The 18698-nt window shown below is 65.5% G+C and carries 13 protein-coding genes; 6 read left to right on the top strand and 7 right to left on the bottom strand.

Translation table 11 applies throughout. The features are described 5' to 3' along the window. Nucleotides 1-124: 124 nt before the first annotated feature. Nucleotides 125-2824, top strand: coding sequence for an aminopeptidase N (pepN, locus tag GGR36_RS17235; protein ID WP_183636015.1), 2700 nt, complete (start codon nt 125-127; stop codon nt 2822-2824). Between the two features lie 97 nt (nt 2825-2921). Here pepN and GGR36_RS17230 read toward each other — a convergent pair whose 3' ends face one another. Continuing rightward, the gene (locus GGR36_RS17230; RefSeq protein ID WP_183636014.1) at nt 2922-4205 is read right to left on the bottom strand and encodes an alpha/beta hydrolase; all 1284 of its coding nucleotides are present in this window, start codon (nt 4203-4205) and stop codon (nt 2922-2924) included. A 117-nt stretch (nt 4206-4322) separates the two neighbouring features. Between GGR36_RS17230 and GGR36_RS17225 the strand changes: the two genes are divergently transcribed. Further along, a complete protein-coding gene (locus tag GGR36_RS17225) occupies nt 4323-5168 on the top strand; it encodes a helix-turn-helix transcriptional regulator (RefSeq protein WP_183636013.1) in 846 nt (281 codons plus the stop codon). A gap of 32 nt (nt 5169-5200) precedes the next feature. On the opposite strand, the gene GGR36_RS17220 is transcribed toward GGR36_RS17225, so the two are convergent. Continuing rightward, nucleotides 5201-5728 (bottom strand): SRPBCC family protein, encoded by a 528-nt coding sequence (locus GGR36_RS17220; protein ID WP_183636012.1) that lies wholly within the window; start codon nt 5726-5728, stop codon nt 5201-5203. Nucleotides 5729-5968: 240 nt separating this feature from the next. Here GGR36_RS17220 and GGR36_RS17215 point away from each other — a divergent pair, with 240 nt between their 5' ends. From GGR36_RS17215 to GGR36_RS17205, 3 genes are all read left to right on the top strand, one after another. Then, nucleotides 5969-6712, top strand: a complete 744-nt coding sequence (locus GGR36_RS17215; RefSeq protein ID WP_183636011.1) for a substrate-binding periplasmic protein — start codon at nt 5969-5971, stop codon at nt 6710-6712. 168 nt (nt 6713-6880) lie between these two features. Further along, a complete protein-coding gene (gene rhlP, locus GGR36_RS17210; protein WP_183636010.1) occupies nt 6881-7717 on the top strand; it encodes a rhombotarget lipoprotein in 837 nt (278 codons plus the stop codon). Further along, entirely contained in the window at nt 7714-8307 is a 594-nt protein-coding gene (locus GGR36_RS17205) for a rhomboid family intramembrane serine protease (RefSeq protein WP_183636009.1), read from the top strand. The genes rhlP and GGR36_RS17205 overlap by 4 nt, the downstream gene beginning before the upstream one ends. Here the strand turns inward: GGR36_RS17205 and GGR36_RS17200 are convergent. The 3 genes from GGR36_RS17200 to GGR36_RS17190 all read right to left on the bottom strand — a co-directional run bounded on the left by GGR36_RS17200 (nt 8297) and on the right by GGR36_RS17190 (nt 13133). Beyond that, a complete protein-coding gene (locus GGR36_RS17200; RefSeq protein ID WP_183636008.1) occupies nt 8297-9460 on the bottom strand; it encodes a radical SAM/SPASM domain-containing protein in 1164 nt (387 codons plus the stop codon). The two genes, GGR36_RS17205 and GGR36_RS17200, sit on opposite strands and share 11 nt — an antisense overlap. 149 nt (nt 9461-9609) lie before the next feature. Further along, nucleotides 9610-11229 (bottom strand): ABC-F family ATPase, encoded by a 1620-nt coding sequence (locus GGR36_RS17195; RefSeq protein WP_183636007.1) that lies wholly within the window; start codon nt 11227-11229, stop codon nt 9610-9612. Between the two features lie 278 nt (nt 11230-11507). Beyond that, nucleotides 11508-13133 carry an alpha-amylase family glycosyl hydrolase gene (locus GGR36_RS17190; protein WP_183636006.1) on the bottom strand — a complete coding sequence of 542 codons (1626 nt, stop codon included), beginning with the start codon at nt 13131-13133 and terminating at the stop codon, nt 11508-11510. Nucleotides 13134-13278: 145 nt separating this feature from the next. Here GGR36_RS17190 and pyrF point away from each other — a divergent pair, with 145 nt between their 5' ends. Continuing rightward, nucleotides 13279-14097, top strand: coding sequence for an orotidine-5'-phosphate decarboxylase (gene pyrF / locus GGR36_RS17185; RefSeq protein WP_183636005.1), 819 nt, complete (start codon nt 13279-13281; stop codon nt 14095-14097). Between the two features lie 92 nt (nt 14098-14189). On the opposite strand, the gene GGR36_RS17180 is transcribed toward pyrF, so the two are convergent. Together GGR36_RS17180 and GGR36_RS17175 are read right to left on the bottom strand one after the other, a co-directional pair. Beyond that, nucleotides 14190-17387 carry an efflux RND transporter permease subunit gene (locus GGR36_RS17180; protein WP_183636004.1) on the bottom strand — a complete coding sequence of 1066 codons (3198 nt, stop codon included), beginning with the start codon at nt 17385-17387 and terminating at the stop codon, nt 14190-14192. Nucleotides 17388-17423: 36 nt separating this feature from the next. Beyond that, nucleotides 17424-18536 carry an efflux RND transporter periplasmic adaptor subunit gene (locus tag GGR36_RS17175; protein WP_183636003.1) on the bottom strand — a complete coding sequence of 371 codons (1113 nt, stop codon included), beginning with the start codon at nt 18534-18536 and terminating at the stop codon, nt 17424-17426. Between the last annotated feature and the right edge of the window lie 162 nt (nt 18537-18698).

Here is an 18698-nt window from a genome sequence, read left to right as displayed (position 1 = left end):
ACCCCCCGCGCCGGCACTGCACTAGAATCCGCCTCCACTCCAGAACACTCCGGTCAGCGCACGCGCCGCAACTTGCGCGCGCCCGCCCCGACGCCGCACACCGGCCCCCAAGAGAGGATTCCTCATGCGCACCGACACGCCACAAGCGATCTACCTGAAGGATTACACCCCGCCCGCGTTCCAGATCGAGACCGTCGACCTGGATATCTCGATCGAAGCCGGTTTCGCCTGTGTCACCGCCTCGCTGGCCTGCCAGCGCAACCCCGCCGCTGCGGATCCGAGCGCGAGCCTCGTGCTCAACGGAGAAGACCTGAAGCTGGAGTCGGTGCGCCTCGATGGTCGCCCGCTCGGCCAGGGCGAGTACGTGCTGTGCGCAGATCAGCTGATGATTCACGCCGAACTGCCCGACAGCTTCACGCTGACCACGGTCAGCACGATCAACCCGGACGGCAATACGCAGCTGTCGGGCCTGTACCGCTCGAAGGATGGTTACTTCACCCAGTGCGAGGCCGAAGGCTTTCGCCGCATCACCTGGTTCCTCGACCGGCCTGACGTGATGGCGAAGTACACGGTCACGATCCATGCCGACAAGGCGCAGTTCCCGGTGCTGCTGGGCAACGGTAACCCGGTCGGTGCCGGTGACGAAGAAGGCGGCCGCCACTGGGCGAAGTGGGAAGACCCGTTCCGCAAGCCGAGCTACCTGTTCGCGATGGTCGCGGCCAAACTCGACATGCTCGAAGACTGGTTCGTCACCAAGTCGGGTCGCAAGGTGCGCTGCGCGGTGTACGTGGAGCCGGGCAAGCTCGACCAGTGCGGCCATGCGATGGCAGCGCTGAAGAAGTCGATGAAGTGGGACGAAGACGTGTTCGGTCTGGAGATGGATCTGGACCACTACATGATCGTCGCGGTCGGCGACTTCAACATGGGCGCGATGGAGAACAAGGGCCTCAACATCTTCAACACGAAGTACGTGCTGGCCCGCCCGGACACCGCCACCGACATCGACTTCCAGAACATCGACCGCGTCGTCGCACACGAGTACTTCCACAACTGGACCGGCAACCGCGTGACCTGCCGCGACTGGTTCCAGCTCTCGCTGAAGGAAGGCCTCACGGTGTTCCGTGACCAGCAGTTCGGCATGGACATGCATTCGGCCGGCGTGACCCGTATCCAGGAGGTCCGCACGCTGCGTACCGCACAGTTCCCGGAAGACGCGGGCCCGATGGCGCACCCGATCCGGCCGGCCAGCTACGCCGAGATCAACAACTTCTACAGCGCCACGGTGTACGAGAAGGGCGCTGAAGTGATCCGCATGATCCACACCCTGATCGGCAAGGACGCCTTCCGCAAGGGTATGGATCTCTACTTCGCGCGCCACGACGGTCAGGCGGTGACCTGCGAGGACTTCGTCGCCGCGATGCAGGACGCCTCCGGCCTCGACCTCACACAGTTCAAGCGCTGGTACAACCAGGCCGGCACGCCGAAGCTGCTTGTGCGCGGCGCCTACGACGCAGCCACCAAACGCTTCACGCTGGATGTTGAGCAGCAGTATCCGGCCACCGCGTACGAGAAACGCCTCGAAGCTGAAGGGCGCGCTGTGGCGCGTGGCGCCTATCACCTGCCGCTGGTGATAGGCCTGCTCGGCGCCGACGGTCGCGAACTGCCGCTGCGCCTCGCCGGAGAGAGCGCCGCGGCGGACACACAGCGTGTGCTGTCGATCACCGAAGATCGCCAGCAATTCGTCTTCGAAGACCTCGCTGAGGCGCCCGTGCCTTCGCTGCTGCGCGGCTTCTCGGCCCCGGTGGTGCTCGACTATCCGTACAGCCAGGCAGATCTGACCCACCTGATGGCGCGCGACAGCGACGCCTTCTGTCGCTGGGAAGCGGGTCAGCGCCTCGCGACCGACATCCTGATGGCCGGCGTGGCCGCCTTCCAGGCCGGCAGCGGTGACACGCTCGCCTGGGTGCCGGCAGGCTATGTCGATGCGATGCGCGCGCTGCTCGGCTCGGCCTTCGCGCCGGGTGGCGACCCGGCGCTGGTCGCCGAGGCGCTGATGCTGCCTTCGGAAGTGGTGCTGATCGAGGCCACCGAAGGCACGGTCGATCCGGACGCGATCCACGCCGCACGCCTTGCGCTGCGTCGCCACCTCGCGAACGAACTCAAGGGGCCGTTCGCCGCCGCCTACCACGAGCTGAAGATCGACGCGCCCTACTCACCTGAGGCCACGCAGGCCGGCGCCCGCGCGCTGCGCAATGCCTGCCTCTCCTACATCGCCGAGGTGGACGATGCCGAGTCGCTCGCGCTGCTGCAGAACCAGTTCGACAGCGCCAACAACATGACCGACAGCATGGCCGCGCTGAGCGCGCTCGCGCAGTTCGCCAGCCCGGCGCGCGACGCGGCGCTGGAGCGCTTCCTCGCGAAGTGGAAGGACGAGGCGCTGGTCGTCGACAAGTGGCTGCAGGTGCAGTCGACCTCGCGCGCGCCGGACACCGGCGCCCGGGTGCGCGCCCTGCTCGACCACCCGGCCTTCGACATCCGGAACCCGAACAAGGTCTATGCGCTGATCCGCGCCTTCTGCGCCGCCAACCCGAAGCACTTCCACGCTGCGGACGGGTCCGGTTACGCATTGGCCGCCGATGCGATCCTGCAGCTCGACGCACTGAACCCGCAGGTCGCCGCCCGCATCGCACGCAGCTTCGACCGCTGGCGCAAGTTCGACACCCAGCGCCAATCGCTGGCGCGCATGGCGCTGGTGCGCGTGCAGGGCCATGACAAGCTTTCCCGCGATGTCGCCGAGATCGTCGGCAAGGCGCTGGAAAGCTGATCGACGCCGACGCGTCGCTGCAACACGAAAGCCCCGCCCGGGTCACCGGAGCGGGGCTTTCTCTTTCAGATCGCCAAGGGCGCTTTGGCCCCGCCGTTCACTTTCCGTACCACGCCTTGAGGATGTCCGGCAGGCGCACCGACCACGCAGTCTCGTCGTGAATGCCACCGGCGATGACCTTGCAGGTCGGCGTGAAACCACCGCTCTGCAGCGCCGCACACATCTGGCCTTCGCTGCTGACCATCAGCGCCGGCGTGGTGTAGGACAGCTGTTCCGCGTCGCCGACGTCGACATACACCGTGGTCGTTGACGCAAATGCATTGCCCGGCGCGGCGACGAAATCCCGCAGGTGCTGGCCCTGCATCGGATCATCCAGCGCCACGAGCGAGAAGGCGGCAAGCTTGCCGAACTTCTCCGGGTACTTCGCGCCGGTGTAGAGCGTCATGTAGGCACCCATCGAGCTGCCTGCAAGACCGGTGTTCGCCCGATCGGTGAGCGTGCGGTAGCTGCTGTTCACCAGGGGCATCACCGTACCGACGATCCACGCCGCATGCTGGTCGCCGCGCGCGGTGATGGCGCCAAGGGTCGGGTGGGTCCAGTTCCAGCCGGTGTATTCGGCATAACGGTTCACCGCATCGCCGGCGTTGTCGATACCCACGACGATCACGCCGTCGGTCTGGCCAGCCTTGAACATGGCTTCGAGCGTTTCGTCGACCTGCCATTCCTTGCCGAAGCCGGACGTCTTCTTGTCGTACAGGTTCTGCGCGTCGAACATGTACAGCACCGGGTAGCGCTTGGCGGGCGCGGTCGCATAGTCCGGCGGCAGGTACACGCGCAGCTTGCGCGTCACGCCGGGCGAGACCTCGACGTCCTGGAAGCGCACATCGCCAGTCACAGTCGGTGGGCTGCCCAGGCTGCCGCCTTCCAGATCGGCCCATTTGGCAATCGTGAGCTTTGCAAGCGTGTGCACGCCATCCGAAGTGAGCGTGCGGTTGGGCACGTCGTAGCGATTGGCGTCGACTTCCACCTTCTTCCAGTCACCGCGGGTGAACTTGAATTGCTGGCTGTCACCCACTTTTGCGAAAGGCACCTCGACCTGCAGGGATCCGTCGCAATTGGGCTTCAGTTGCCAGGCGGTGTCGCCGGGCTTCCACCCGTTCATCGTACCGGCGATGAAGACGGCATCGGCTGCGGGCTGATTCGCCGGCAACGAGGTCACGCGCACGATCATGTTGCCCGCTGTGGTCGGCGTATCGCTGACAACACAGGCCGGCGGATCGCTCTTTACCGGCGTCGCGGGGGGCTCCGCTCCGCCCGAACCGCAAGCGCCGACCAGCGCGCTTAGCCCGATCAGGCAGAATGGTCCGGCAATTCTTCTCATGTTTGGCTCCTCATTGGCATCGACATTGTTGTAGTAGTGCAGTCAAGCCCTGCATGCTATTGACCCGCCTACGACGATGACATAGAGGAATTTTGCGGCAACCTTTCCATTCTTCTCATGCGCGAGATCATCGAAGTCGGCCCCGCGTGTCGCGAGCGCTTTCTCGATCAGCAGCAGTTCCCGGAATTCGGGGATGCCGGCATCTGGATCGGCGGGCTCTCGGAACTGCGTGATCACCACCGCATCGATCGCCAGTTCTCTGGTCGCGCGATGCTCAGCTTTGCGCTGGACGGGAGTTCTCGTTTCATGATCGGCGACACCGCCGGACACCTTTGCGCGGGTGAAGCGATCTTCATACCGCCCGAAGTGCGCTTCAGCCTCACGCTCGATGAAGGCGGTTACCGCGACAGCGCCTGGATCATCGTCGAGTGGACGCCAGCCTGGCGTGAGCTCGCAGCGCTGCCGTGCCATTTCAGATGGCCCGACGGCCGCCGCTTCGCAGGCGCACTCGAGGCTCTGCATGCAGAACACTTCACGGCGGCCGGCTCGCGCCTGCGCATGCTGCTGATCGAGCAGTGCCGCGAGTACATGCTGCGCGAGGCGCGACGCATGGCGGGCGGCAAGCGCCGCGACGCGCTGGTCGACACGCTGCTGGTCGAGGTACTTAACGATCTCGCGCGGCCGTGGACGCTCGACACCTTATGCCGTCGTGCCGGCCTCTCGCCGGCGCAGTTGAACCGGCGTTTCCTCGCCCAGTGCGGCGAGCCACCCATGGCACGGATTTCGGCGCTTCGCCTGCAACGTGCTGCGCTGCTGCTGAGCAGTTGTGATCGGGCGATCGGGTCCATTGCCGAGTCGGTTGGATACCCGAACGCGTTCCACTTTTCCACCGCGTTCAAGGCGCGTTTCGGCGAATCGCCGAGTCAATACCGCCACAGGAACAGTGGCGCGTCGGGGCACTGAGCGCGGCCCCGGCCGCGAGCGAGGCGAGCCCTTCAGCGCGGCAACTCGCGACCTTCGATGTGGGCGGCAAGGCGTTTGAGCTGCAGCCCGAGCACGTAATCGACCGGCTTGGCCAGCGCGCCGAGGCCTTCAGGCGCGTAGCCGCCAAAGCGGCTGCGCAGCGTGATCAGCGTCTCGCCGTCTTTCGCCGCGAATTGCCAGTCGATCAGCCCGCTCAGGCCCATGCCCTGCATCGGGCCGAGCGCACCGCTCATGCGCAGCAGCTTCCCCGGCTGGACGAAGATCACACGTGCATGTTCCACCTGCGCGTCGCCGGAAATTTCGCAAAAGCACCCGCCCGCCCGCGCATTGATGCTCAAGGCATCCGCCCTGCCGAACCAGGTGTGCTCCGGGTGCCACCAGCGCCCCACCTCACTGGTCAGCGCTTGCCAGGCCCGATCCGGGCTCGCCGCCACACTGGCGGTCTGCACGACGGTGAAACCGCGCTCGGCGCTGTCGATGATCTCGGCGCGAGCGGGGATCGCCAGCAACACGCCAATCAATGCAAGCAAGCGGATCATGCGGTGCTCCCGCGCGGACGAGGTACACGCAATGTAGGCGCGGAAGCGCTCTACGGCAACCCGCCGCTCGCGCGAATGGCATGCCCGGCGGCGCGCGCCGGAAGAGTGACGAGCGCGCTGCTGTAATGGGCGGCGGCGCGCTGGTGACGGTCTGGATGCTCGTCTAGACTGCAGAGCACGCAGCATCCTCGGGAACGCCCAACCTTGCAGAGCGCGCACCAATCCGTCTTCCTCGTCTTGATGCTGCTCGCCCCGTGCAGTGAGGCCGGCCCGTCGACGCCCGCGCCACTCTACTTTGGCGTTTCAGAGGCCTGGGCGATGCCGTTTGGCGAGATCCAGACTTCAGGCGGGCGTACCGCGCTGGTCGGCGGCATCATGAAGGCGTGGCAGGAAGCGCTCGCCGCTGAACTCGGGCGCAGCGCTGTCCCGGTGATCCTTTCGCGATTGCGCGAGGAACAGCGTGACCCCGGCATCCACATCGATGTGCGCTGTTTCACCACGCCAGAATGGGTCACCGACGCAAAGGCGCGCTATGACTGGCCTTCCCCCTACATGACCATCGAAGAGCGACTGGTGGGCGCAAGCACCAGCCCGACCGTGCAAACGCTGGAAGACCTGCATGGCAAGTCGGTCGGCACCGTGCTGGGCTACCACTATCCGCTGCTCGATCCGCTGTTTGCGAGCGCCCGCATCACCCGCGACGACGCTCCCAACGAAGCCGCGGCCGTACGCAAGCAACTCGCCGGCCGCGTCGACTACACGGTGATGCGAACGATCGACCTGGCTTACCTGCAGCGCATCGATCCGAATGCGCGAGCGCTGCGTGCGTCGTCGCTGCTCATCACGCGCACCTCGGTGTATTGCGCCCGCAGCAAGTCTGCGACGATCTCGCTGGAGCAACTGGAACGGGCGCAAACCCGATTGCTCGGTCGCGGCGCCTTCGAGCGCATCCTTGCCGACTATCGCGTCGCACCCGAAAAGTAAGCCCACGCAGCGCCGCCCACCAGGCGGGCGGGCACTCCCGGTCCGGCGGACACATCAGTATCGAACCGCAATACGCGAACGCTCAAGGAACGCTACGCCGGCGGCAAGGCTCGCCCGACGCCGACAGGTGCGCAAACATCGCAGCGTCCCATTCCTCACGAGCCCGCCATGCATGCCCGCCGCCTAGTTCTGTTGCTGATCCCCTTGCTCTTTGCTCAACTCACCGGATGCGCCAGCCTGTGGCACAACCAGGACACGCACGCGCAGTCCGGCAGCGCGGTCGAGTACCTCTTCCCCGATGCCAAGCAGTCACCCGCCCTCGCCCCGGGAATGACTACGCTGCCGGTGCCGGTCAAGGTCGGCATCGCTTTCGCGCCCCCCGGCCAATGGGGCGCCGGCTTGCCGGAACAGCAGAAGACGCTGTTGCTGGAAAAGGTGAAAGGCAACTTCGCGAGCCTGCCCTATGTCGGCAAGATCGAAGTGATTCCGTCGTCCTACCTGCGCGCCAAGGGCGGCTTCGCCAATCTGGAGCAGGTGGCACGCATGTTCGATGTCGACGTCGTTGCACTGGTCTCGTACGACCAGGTGCAGTTCGTCGACAACGGCGTGCTGTCGATGCTGTACTGGACCATCGTAGGCGCCTACGTGATACAGGGTGATCGCTACGATGTGCAGACGATGGTGGACGCCGCGGTGTTCGATGTCGCCAGCCACAAGCTCTTGTTCCGCGCGCCCGGCACGAGCCGCATCAAGGGCAGTTCGACGCTGGTCAATTTCAGCGAGGCTTCGCGCGATGCGCGCAGCGCCGGCTTCAACGCCGCGGTGGATGACCTGATCCCCAATCTGAAGGGCGAACTGGAACGCTTCCGCGCACGGATCAAGACCGACAGTACGGTGCAAGTCGTCAACCGCCCGGGCTATAGCGGCGGCGGGGGAATCGGCCTCGGCGGCGTACTGATTGCCGCCGGCCTGCTGATCCTGATCGGGCTGAGTCGACGTCCGTGAGCGCTGCAATCCGCCTGCCGTACGTCAGTGTCGCGCTGGCGGGCTGTGCACTCGCCGCCCTTGCGCTGCCCGAAGGCTTGCAAGACGCATTGGCGCTGTCGCGCGCGCCCCTCACCGGCGGCGCATTGTGGCAACTGTGGAGTGGCCACCTCATGCACTTTGGCGCCACCCACGCGTTGACCGACCTGCTCGCGCTCTGCTGTGCCGCGGTGCTTGTCGAAGCCGATCTCGGCAGCCGCCGCACGCTGCTGCTCTACTTCGGCGCAGCGCCGCTGATCTCGCTGACGACACTGCTGGCCGCGCCGCACCTCGTCGCCTATCGCGGCGCCTCAGCCCTGGCGGTGACGCTGTGTTTTGCGGCAGCGGAGCGACTGTGGCGGGACCGCCATCTGCGTGCGCCGCTGCTACTCATTGCAGCGGCGTTCACCGCCAAACTGGCGTGCGACGCCTGGGGTTTGCAGACCGATCTCAGCGGCCTGCCCGCAGGTATTGCCGTTGCCTGGCAGGCGCATGTCGCCGGGGCCGTGATCGGGCTGATCCTCGCCCTCATTCCGCAAGTGCGGCGGCGCGCGCCGAACGCTACGGCATGATTTCGACGTAGTCGTACACCGGGCAGTCGAGAATTTCGCGCTGCAGTGCGTCTGGCAGCGCTGCGTACCACTCGGCGACAGGGTGGCGGTCAATCGCCTGGCCGAGATGTCGCACCAGCTCACAGACCGGGTCGGTGATGCCGCTGCGCCAGGCCTCGTCCTTGCGCACATAGCCCATCCACAGATTCTTCATGCAGTTGCCGCGGCACCACGCCTGCGCTTCGCAGCGACCGCAGGGCATGTCGGGGTGCTGCTGCAGCGGGCTGGGCACGAGCCAGTTCTCGGTGAGGTCCCCCATCTGCATGTCGGGCAGGTGCATCAGATCCGGGCACGGGAAGATGCGACCGTCCGGCATCACGTTGAGGATGTGCGATGAGACGCGACACTGCGCGCGACCATGGTGGCGTTCATCAACGAGTTGCGGGAACAGCTTGTTGCGCACGATGCCCATCAGCGGGATCACCGGCAGCAAGGCGTCGGCATCGCGGAAGAAGCGCGCCACCAGATCGTCGAGCACCGCCTTGCGGCGTATCAGCGCTGCGTCGCCATAGGCGTGATCGGCAACGAACTGGAAGTAGAGGTAGTCGAAACGATCGAGCAGCGCTTCGATCTGCGCGAGGTCGATCTCGTCGCTGGACCAGGTCATGCGGGCGGTCAACGAACCGCCGACCCGTGCATGCACACGCTCGACATTGCGCATCACCTGACGATAGATGCCGCGCCCGCGATAGCCGTCGGTGACCTGTTCGCCACCGTCGATCGAGACCAGGATGTTGTCCAGTCGCCGCAGCACCCATTCGGGCAGATCGTCGAGCAGGGTACCGTTGGTCTGCAGCTGGAAGCGGAAGTGCGGGTATCGCCACATCACCGCTTCCATGAATGCGCGGTTCAGGGTCGGCTCGCCGCCGTAGAAGGTGACGTAGACGTCCTTTGCACCAAGGTGTGTTTCGATGAAACGGTGCAGCGTGTCGATGTCGTACTCGACCTTGCCCTGTGAGCCGAGTACGTCGCCTTCACTGATCGAGCAATAGCTGCACTTGAGGTTGCACTGCAGCGTGGTCAGCAGTTGCAGTTCGACGCGCGCGCCGACGATGGGCGCGGCCGCCACGACACGGTCTGGCCGGCGGACAAGGGAAACAGGCTGGAAGGACATCGCGGGAAACACACGTTCGGAGGGAGCAGGATTCTTGCCGTGCTGTGCCAGCGCCGTATGGAGCAGGGTCAAACACCTTGCAGTTCGTCGTACTCCGGGCAAAGAAAAAGCCGGCCCTCGGGCCGGCTTTCGTGTTGCGAACGCTGCGCTTACTCGACGCCTTGCGCGTGCAGGTATTCGTCGTAAGTGCCACGGTAGTCGACGATCTCGCCGTTCTGCTTGATCTCGATGATGCGCGTCGCCACCGAGCCGACGAACTCGCGGTCGTGCGAGACGAACAGCAGCGTGCCGTTGAAGTCCATCACGCCCGAGTTGAGCGATTCGATGGATTCCATGTCCATGTGGTTGGTCGGTTCGTCGAGCAGCAGCACGTTCTTGCGCTGGAGCATCAGCTTGCCGAAGAGCATGCGGCCCTGTTCGCCGCCCGAGATCACCTTGACCGACTTCTTCACGTCGTCGCCCTTGAAGAGCAGACGGCCAAGCGTGCCGCGGATCAGCGTCACCGCGTCGTCGCCCTCGTAGCCGCCTTCGCGCACGTAGCCGGAGATCCAGTCGGTGAGGTTCTCGCCACCGGCAAAGTCGTCGGCATGGTCCTGCGCGTAGTAGCCGAGCTTGGCCTTTTCCGCCCACTTCACGCTGCCGAACTGCGGCTGCAGCTGGCCCATCAGCAGCTTGAGCAGCGTGGTCTTGCCGACACCGTTCTCGCCGATGATCGCCACCTTGTCGCCAGCGTCGATGGTGATCGTCAGGTCGCGGATGATCGGCTTGCCGGGTTCATAGGCGAAGCTGAGCTTTTCGACCTCGACCGCATGGCGGTGCAGCTTTTCCTTCTCGTCGTAGTCGAAGCGGATCCACGGATACTGGCGGCTCGAGGGCTTGAATTCCTCGATCTTGATCTTCTCGATCTGCTTGGCGCGGCTGGTGGCCTGGCGCGCCTTGGACTTGTTGGCCGAGAAGCGGCGCACGAATTCCTGCAGCTCGGCAACCTTTTCCTTCGCACGGGCGTTGTCCTTGGCCTGCTGCTCGCGCGCCTGCTGCGCCGCTTCCATGTAGTCGTCCCAGTTACCGGGGTAGGTCTGGATACGGCCGTAGTCCAGGTCGGCCATGTGGGTACAGACCTGGTTCAGGAAGTGGCGGTCGTGCGAGATGATGATCATCGTGCTGTTGCGGTTGTTCAGCACGCCTTCCAGCCAGCGGATGGTGTTGATGTCGAGGTTATTGGTCGGCTCGTCGAGCAGCAGGATGTCGGGGTTCGCGAACAGTGCCTGGCACAGCAGCACGCGCAGCTTCCAGCCCGGCGCGACTTCGCTCATCGGCCCGGTGTGCTGCTCGGTCGGGATGCCCACGCCCAGCAGCAGCTCGCCCGCACGCGCCTCGGCGGTGTAGCCGTCGTACTCGGCGAAGTGCGCCTCGAGTTCGGCGGCGTGCATGTAGTCGTCTTCGGTGGCCTCGGGGTTCGCGTAGATCGCGTCCTTTTCCTTCATGCAGGCCCACATCTGCTCATGGCCCTGCATCACGACGTCGATCACGCGCTGGTCTTCGTACGCGAACTGATCCTGGCGCAGGAAAGCCATGCGCTCGCCGGAGTCGAGTGCGACGTTGCCGGACGAGGGCTCCAGCACGCCGGCAAGAATCTTCATGAAGGTCGACTTGCCGGCCCCGTTGGCGCCGATCAGGCCGTAGCGGTTGCCGTCGCCAAACTTGATCGAGACATTCTCGAACAGCGGCTTGGCACCGAACTGCATGGTGATGTTGTTTGCGACGAGCACGGCAGGAATCCTTCGAGCATCGCGGCCGGGAATCGGCCGCGGAAAAAAGCCGGCAATTGTACCCGAAACCGGAAAACATCCACTAGCTCAATGACTTGCGCCCCAAGGACTTGCTGCCGGCGGCGCTGGCGTCGCGACACGTAAATGGGCGGCCACACGGCCGCATGCGTGCGCGGCCCCACGCTTGCCGTGCAGTGACCGATCGGCCCGCGCGCCGCTCAACCGAAAAAGAAAAGGCCCCGCGATGCGGGGCCTGATTCATCGCCCGGGGACAGCGCTTACTTCGCGATCGTGAAGACAACGAAGGACTGGGCCGGCACGGTGGCGCTGAATGTGCCGCCCGTCGTCGCTACGCCGCCAACGCCGCTCGCCGGCCACGCCGCCGCCACGCTCGCGCTGGCCGGCAGACCGGTGAAGTTCACATTCGCCGCCGACGTGCCGTAGTTGATCGCGACCAGGGCCATCTCGTTGGTCGCAGAACGGGTGAAGCTCATCGTCAGCCCGCTCGACTGCGGATTGTCGTAACTGCCCGAAGCCAGCGCCGGATGCGCCTTGCGCATCGCAATCACCGCCTTGTAGAAATTGAGCAGCGAGTTCGCATCCGCCTGCTGGGCCGCGACGTTGTTGGTGGTCGAATTGCTCGACAGTGCGCGGAACGGCGTGCCACTGGTAAAGCCAGCGGTGGCGGAATCGGATGTCCAGCTCATCGGCGTGCGCAGCTTCCAGTCGCCCGACAGGCTGCTGTTGTTCGCCATGCCGATCTCTTCGCCGTAGTAGATGAAGGGCACGCCGGGTTGTAGCAGATAGGTCGCGGCCGCCAGCCGGTATTGTTTCTGGTCCCCATTCACCTGGGTCCACAGCCGGTCGCCGGCGAAGGCATCGTGGTTCGACACCATCGTCGCAATACCCAGCGGGGCGCTCGAGAAGTAATTGGCGACCACCGTTACCGCGCTGGTGCTGCTGCCCTTTGCGGCACTCACGATGTCGTAGTTGTGACCGAACGCGAAGGCGCTGCCGCACGCCGTCGAGGCACTGAAGCCCACCGGGTCGATCGGCGCCTCGCACACCATGTAGCGGTTTGCATAGCCACCCAGCATCGTATGCACGTCACCCATGATCGTGTAGTTCTCGGGTTGGCCCTCCCAGGCGTTGGGCCCGTTCTCGACCAGGTTGCCGACGGCGTCGAAACGGAAACCGTCGACACCGCGGTTGAGCCAGAAGCGCATGCTGTTCTGGTGGTAGGCGATCACGTCCGCGTTACGCAGATTGAAGTCCGGCATCTGGTCCCAGAATCCGGCGAAGTAGTAACCGGTGCTGCTCGACTTCCACGGATCACTGCCGTAGATGCTCCAGCCGCTCGGCTTGGTGCTCTGCCAGATGTACCAGTTGCGCCGCGTGCTGTCGGTCGCGCTGCTCGAATTGATGAAGAGCGGGTTCTTCGCGCCACTGTGATTCATCACGTAGTCGATGATCACGCCGATCCCGCGGTCGTGCGCGGCCTTGATGAAGGCATCGAAATCCGCCAGCGAGCCATACTGCTTTTCGATCGCGCGATAGTCGGTGACCGCGTAGCCATGGTCGTTGTCCTGCGACTGGGTCACCGGCATCAGCCAAATGCCGGTCACGCCCAACTGCTGCAGGTAGTCGAGCTGCTGCGTCAGACCCTTGAGGTCGCCGATGCCGTCGCCGTCGCTGTCCTTGTAGCCGCGCACGTAGATCTCGGCGAACGGGCCCTGTTTCCATGTTGCAGGCAGGGGCGAGCCGGGGTCGTTCTTGGCCACCGCGGAGACGTCGGCATCGCCGGAATTCGTCGTCGTGCCGAGCCCGGCGAAACCGCCGCCGCCGCCACACGCGGCCAGCGCCGCAACCAGGGGAATCAGGGAAAGCCATTGCCTGCGGGACATCACGCACCTCGGACTGGGAACAGGGTAGCCGCACATGCTACGCCTGTCGGCGCGACACGCCGCTGTCTTCGGCGGCCAGACGGCTGTCCCGGGCGACCAGCGGCATCGCGGTAGAATTGGGCCATCGCGCAAACCGGACTGCACCATGACCTTCCGCTCCCGCCTCGCTGCCGCCTGGCAGTCGAACAACTCACTGCTGTGCGTCGGGCTCGACCCTGATCTGAACAAGTTTCCGGCGCACCTGAAGGGCCGCCCGGATGCGGTGTTCGAATTCTGCCGCGCCATCGTCGACGCGACTGCCGACCTCGCGTGCGCGTTCAAGCCCCAGATTGCCTACTTCGCAGCGTTGCGCGCAGAAGATCAGCTCGAAGCGCTGATCGAACACATCCACGCCAGGCACCCGCAAGTACCGGTGGTGCTGGACGCCAAGCGCGGCGACATCGGCGCCACCGCGCAGCAGTACGCGCGCGAAGCCTTCGAGCGCTACCAGGCCGACGCGCTGACGGTGAACCCCTACATGGGTTTCGACTCGGTCGAGCCCTACCTGGAATGGAAGGACCGCGGCCTGATCGTGCTGTGCCGCACCTCCAACCCGGGCGGATCAGACCTGCAGTTCCTCGAAATGGCGGGCGGCCGCAAGCTCTACCAGCATGTTGCCGAACTCGTCGCGACCAAGTGGAACCCGCATGGCCAGGCCGCGCTGGTAGTCGGCGCGACCTTCCCGCAGGAACTCGCGGATGTGCGAGCGATCGTCGGCGATCTACCGCTGCTGGTGCCGGGCATCGGCGCGCAGGGCGGCGATGTGGAGGCCACCGTCAAGGCCGGCCGCACGGCCGATGGCAGCGGGCTGATGATCTCGTCGTCGCGCGCGATCCTCTACGCCGGCCAGGGCGAGGATTTTGCCGAGGCCGCGCGCGCCGTGGCGCTCGCCACCCGCGACGAGGTGAACCGCTACCGCGGCTGATCGGCGGGGTCTTCGAGGCCTCGCGCCCGCAGAAAAGCAAACGGGCCACAGCGTGCAATGCCGCTGTGGCCCGTTTGTTTCTGGCGCGTGGCTCAGGCCGCCTTGGGCATACGACGCGGCCCGCCGACAAGGCGCCGCGCACCGCGCCACAGCATCCGCAATCCCAGCAGGGCCACGATCGCCTCGCCCAGGGTCACGACGAAGGCGAGGAAGGCATTGCCACGCGCTTCACGCTCATGGAACTTGCGCAGCGCCGAATCGCGCTTGATCTCGATCGAGTCGTAGAAGCTCGGAATCACAAGCAGCGTGAGCAGCGTCGAGGTAATCGTGCCGCCAATGATCGCCACCGCCATCGGGCGGTAGAACTCGCCGCCCTCGCCCACGCCGATCGCGACCGGCAGCATGCCGGCAATCAGCGCAAAGGTGGTCATCAGGATCGGGCGCAGACGCTTGCGGCCCGCCATCATCAAGGCCTCTTCGCGGTCGACGCCTTCGCTTTCAAGCTTGCGTGCGGCATCGAGCAGCAGGATCGCGTTCTTTGCCACCAGCCCCATCAACATGATCACGCCGATCAGGCTCATCAGGTTCATCGTGCCGCCGGTGATCAGGAGCGCGAGCACCACGCCGATCAGCGACAAGGGCAGCGACAGCATCACCGGCATCGGCGCAGTGAAGGAGCCGAACTGGATCACCAGCACGAAGTACATCATGCCGATACCCGAGAGCAGCGCGATCAGCATGGCACCGAACACCTCCTGCTGGTCCTTCGACGCGCCGCCCAGCTCCAGCCCGTAGCCGGGCGGGAAGGCGATCGACTTGGCAAGTTTCATCGCGTCTTCGGTCACCTCTCCCGATGAGCGCCCCTGCGCATTGGCCGATACGGTGACCATGCGCTTGCCATCGATGTGCTGGATCTTCGAGGGCCCCTTGCCAACCGTGATCGTCGCGATCTGGTCGAGTGGCACCACGGCGCCACTGCCGGCCACCGCAATCGGCAGGCGTTCGATGTTGGCGGCATCAACCCGGTCTTCCGGCGCGAGCCGCACCGCCACATCGCGCGTTTCGCCGGCCGGGTCGACCCAGTCGCCCACCTCGACCCCGGCAAAAGCCACGCGCAGCGCCTGCGCAGCGTCGTTCGCGGAGATCCCCAGCGCGTTGGCCAGGCCGCGATCGAGTTCGATGCGCAATTCGTCCTGCGGGTCCTGCTCCGACAGGCCGACATCCACCGCCCCCGGCACCTTGCGCAAGCGCGCCATGAAGTCGTTGGTCAGCGCCTGCAGCGTGCGGGCGTCGGCACCGTGGAAGCGGATCTGAACCGGCTTCTGCGCGCCGTTGTTCAGGTCGTCGAGCACCACGTATTCGGCCCCCACGAGTCGCTTGAGCTTGATGCGCAGATCACTCGCGATCTGCTGTGCGGAGCGCTTGCGGTGCGAACTCTTGCCGATGTCGATATAGATGCGGCCGCCGTCGGGCGTGACCTGGCTGTTGGTAGCCACCGCCTCGGGGATCGTGCGCGCCAGCACGGCCGCGCTTTCCAGCTTGCGGCGCGCGTACTCCAGGCTGCTCGAAGCCGGCGTGCGCACATCGACGGCGATCACCGGGTTATCGGACGCCGGCAGGAAGCTCGATCCGCCGAAAGCCACCTGCAACGCGATCGCCGCGACAAAGCTCAGCGCTGCAAACGCGAACATCCAGGCGCGGTGGTGCAGCGCCCAGGCGACCACGCGGCCATAGCGCTCCGACTGATGGTCGAACCACACGTTGAATCGCTCAAGCTTCTTGCCGAGGCCGCGCTTGGGTTGAAGGTGGTGCCCCGCGGGGTCGCCCCAGTAGGCCGACAGCATCGGGTCCAGCGTGAAGCTGATGAACAGGCTCACCAGCACCGAGGTGACGACGGTCAGGCCGAAGGGCCGGAACCACTCGCCCGACATGCCCTGCATGAAGGCCACCGGCACAAACACCGCGACGATCGAGAAGGTAGTCGCCGCCACCGCCGGGCCGATCTCGGCCGTACCGCGCAGCGCGGCCGTCATGCGGTCCTCACCGGCTTCCATGTGCCGCACGATGTTCTCTCGCACCACGATCGCATCGTCGATCAGCACCCCGATCGCAAGCGAGAGCCCGAGCAGGCTCATGAAGTTGAGCGAGAAGCCGCACAGCCACACCGCGATGAACGCCGCGATCACCGAGGTCGGCAGCGACAGCGCGGTGATCAGCGTCGAACGCCAGGAATTGAGGAAGGCGTACACCACCAGCACGGTGAGGCCCGCGCCGAAGATCAGCGCATGCACCACGTTGTTGAGGCTGTCCTGCGCCTCTTCGCCTCCGTCGCGCGTCACCACCAGCGTGGTGCCTTTCGGCAGTTCCTTGCCGACGGTGTCGACCAGCTTGCGCACCTTGTCGGCAATCGTCACCGTCGAGGATTCACGCGAACGGATCACCGACAAACCGACGTTCGGCTGGCCGTTGCGCACCGACATCGAGTCGATGTCGTTGAAGCCGTCGCGCACCGTGGCCACCTGCCCCAGCCGCACGACCTGCTCGCCGCGCCGCTGCACGACGATCTGTTCGAACTCCGCCGGGCGCTCGATGCGGCCGACCAGGCGGATGCTCTGGTCCTGCAGCTCGCCGCGCACCTTGCCCACCGGCGCGGTGGCGTTCTGCGCGCGCAGCGCCGCCACCACTTCCGCCACTGAGATGTTGAAGGCACGCAATTTCTCGGCGTGCAGCAGCACCGACAGTTCGCGCTTCAAGGCGCCGCGCACCTCGACCACCGAGACGCCGGGAATCGCGCGGAAACGATCGGCCAGCTGATCCTCGGCGTAGCGTGAGAGTTCGGCATGCGTCATCGTCGAGGACGAGAGCGCGAGTTGCATGATCGGCTCTGCCGAAGGATCGACGCGCTCAAGCACCGGTTCACGCATTTCCACCGGCAGCTTGTAGCGCACCGAGGCGATCGCGTTACGCACCTCGTCGGCCGCTTCGATCAGGTTCTTGCTGAACTTGAAGATCAGCACGATCGTCGCGTGGCCTTCTGCGGCGGTGGAACGTACCTCGTCGATACCGGCGATGCTCTGCAAGGCCTTCTCGACGCGGTTGATGACCTCGCGCTCGACCGAATCGGGCGAGGCACCAGGGTACGCGATGCTGACCACCAGCACCGGCGGCTGCACATCCGGGATCTGGTTGACGCGCAGCTTGTTGAGCGCCAGCAGGCCGGCGAACATCAAGGCCAGGATGATCACCACCATCGCGATCGGGCGGCGGATACTGAAATCGGACAGGAACATGGCGGGGCGGCTCGAAGTGGTTGTGGTGGGGACGTCTTACTTCGCGACCTTGGCCGCCACGCGCTCAAAGGCCTGACCATCGACCAGCCCGGAACTCGGTGCGCGCAGCACTTCATCGCCTGCCGCAAGCCCGCTGCGCACCACCCACAAGCCACTGCGGGCATCGCGTTCGCCCAGCGTGAGGGCCACCTTCGCCAGCTTGTCGCCATTGATGCGCCAGGCGTACACGTGGTCAGCCTCGCGCACCAGCGATGCCTCCGGCAGCATCGGCACGGCTTCGCCCGACGTCACCACCTGGCCCTCGGCGTACAGGCCGGCCACGCGCGGCACATCGCCTTCCACAGCCACTCGCACTGACACCTGGCGCGTGACCTCATCGGCGCTCGGCGCAATGTGCTGCAGACGACCCGAGAAGGTCGCCCGTTCGGCACCTGCGACACGGAAGTGAACCACCTGGCCGGCCTTCAGATCGGCCACCCGCTCGACCGACACCAGACCTTCAAAGCGCATGCTGGCCGGGTCGATGACCTTGAGCAGCTCCTTGCCCACCTGTGCGGTGTCGCCTGCAGAAACCTTGCGGTCACTCACGACGCCATCGAAGGGGGCGCGCACTTCGGTGCGCTGCAGCTGCTGGCGCGCAGCGACGACCCGCGCACGCGCTGCGGCCAGATCGCTCTGCGCCTGGTTGCGGCGTGCCTCGGCGTCTTCCACCGACTGGGTCGAACTCATGCCCTGCCCCTGCAGCGTGATCAGCCGCTTGAACTGCCGCTCTGACTGATCCACCGAGCGCTCGGCGGCACGCGCCGCCTCCTCGGCCGACGACAGGCTGTCGCGGATCGAGGTGTCGTCCAGCCGCACCAGCAATTCGCCACGGCGCACCACATCACCGTTGTCGCGCAACACCTGCAGCACGGTGGTGGAGACCTCGGCACGCAAGTCGGCGCGGCGCTCGGGCTGCAGCGAGCCGGTCAGCACCGGGCCGCCCGCGTGCAAGGCGCTTTCCACACGGCGCACGTCTTCGGCCGCGATTAGCAGACGCTGCGCCGCCGACTGCTTTGCAGCCGCTGCGGCGTCGTTCTTGTTCGGGCTGCAGGCGGCCAGCGTTGCACCCAACAGGGCTGCAGCAAGGAGGGCAACGAAACGCGACATTGGAAACACTCCGGGGCGTGACTTCATTTCGGATTCAGACTACGGGCAGGATGATCAACCCCGCGAGGATACCGTTACCCCTCGCGGGCTTTATGGCAATTGCCACATAACGATACATTGGCTTTGCAGCGGCCGTCCGCGCCGCGCCGCCAGGCACGTGGC

Source organism: Niveibacterium umoris, assembly GCF_014197015.1.
In the GTDB taxonomy this organism is placed as follows: Bacteria; Pseudomonadota; Gammaproteobacteria; order Burkholderiales; family Rhodocyclaceae; genus Niveibacterium; species Niveibacterium umoris.
This window is presented reverse-complemented; position numbering and strand designations above follow the sequence as displayed.

Coding starts and splice junctions, on each gene's coding strand:
- GGR36_RS17225 (WP_183636013.1), top strand. CDS start 4,323: ATGCGCGAGATCATCGAAGTCGGCCCCGCGTGTCGCGAGCGCTTTCTC.
- GGR36_RS17200 (WP_183636008.1), bottom strand. CDS start 9,460: ATGTCCTTCCAGCCTGTTTCCCTTGTCCGCCGGCCAGACCGTGTCGTG.
- rhlP (WP_183636010.1), top strand. CDS start 6,881: ATGCATGCCCGCCGCCTAGTTCTGTTGCTGATCCCCTTGCTCTTTGCT.
- GGR36_RS17220 (WP_183636012.1), bottom strand. CDS start 5,728: ATGATCCGCTTGCTTGCATTGATTGGCGTGTTGCTGGCGATCCCCGCT.
- GGR36_RS17190 (WP_183636006.1), bottom strand. CDS start 13,133: ATGTCCCGCAGGCAATGGCTTTCCCTGATTCCCCTGGTTGCGGCGCTG.
- GGR36_RS17175 (WP_183636003.1), bottom strand. CDS start 18,536: ATGTCGCGTTTCGTTGCCCTCCTTGCTGCAGCCCTGTTGGGTGCAACG.
- GGR36_RS17180 (WP_183636004.1), bottom strand. CDS start 17,387: ATGTTCCTGTCCGATTTCAGTATCCGCCGCCCGATCGCGATGGTGGTG.
- pyrF (WP_183636005.1), top strand. CDS start 13,279: ATGACCTTCCGCTCCCGCCTCGCTGCCGCCTGGCAGTCGAACAACTCA.
- pepN (WP_183636015.1), top strand. CDS start 125: ATGCGCACCGACACGCCACAAGCGATCTACCTGAAGGATTACACCCCG.
- GGR36_RS17215 (WP_183636011.1), top strand. CDS start 5,969: ATGCTGCTCGCCCCGTGCAGTGAGGCCGGCCCGTCGACGCCCGCGCCA.
- GGR36_RS17230 (WP_183636014.1), bottom strand. CDS start 4,205: ATGAGAAGAATTGCCGGACCATTCTGCCTGATCGGGCTAAGCGCGCTG.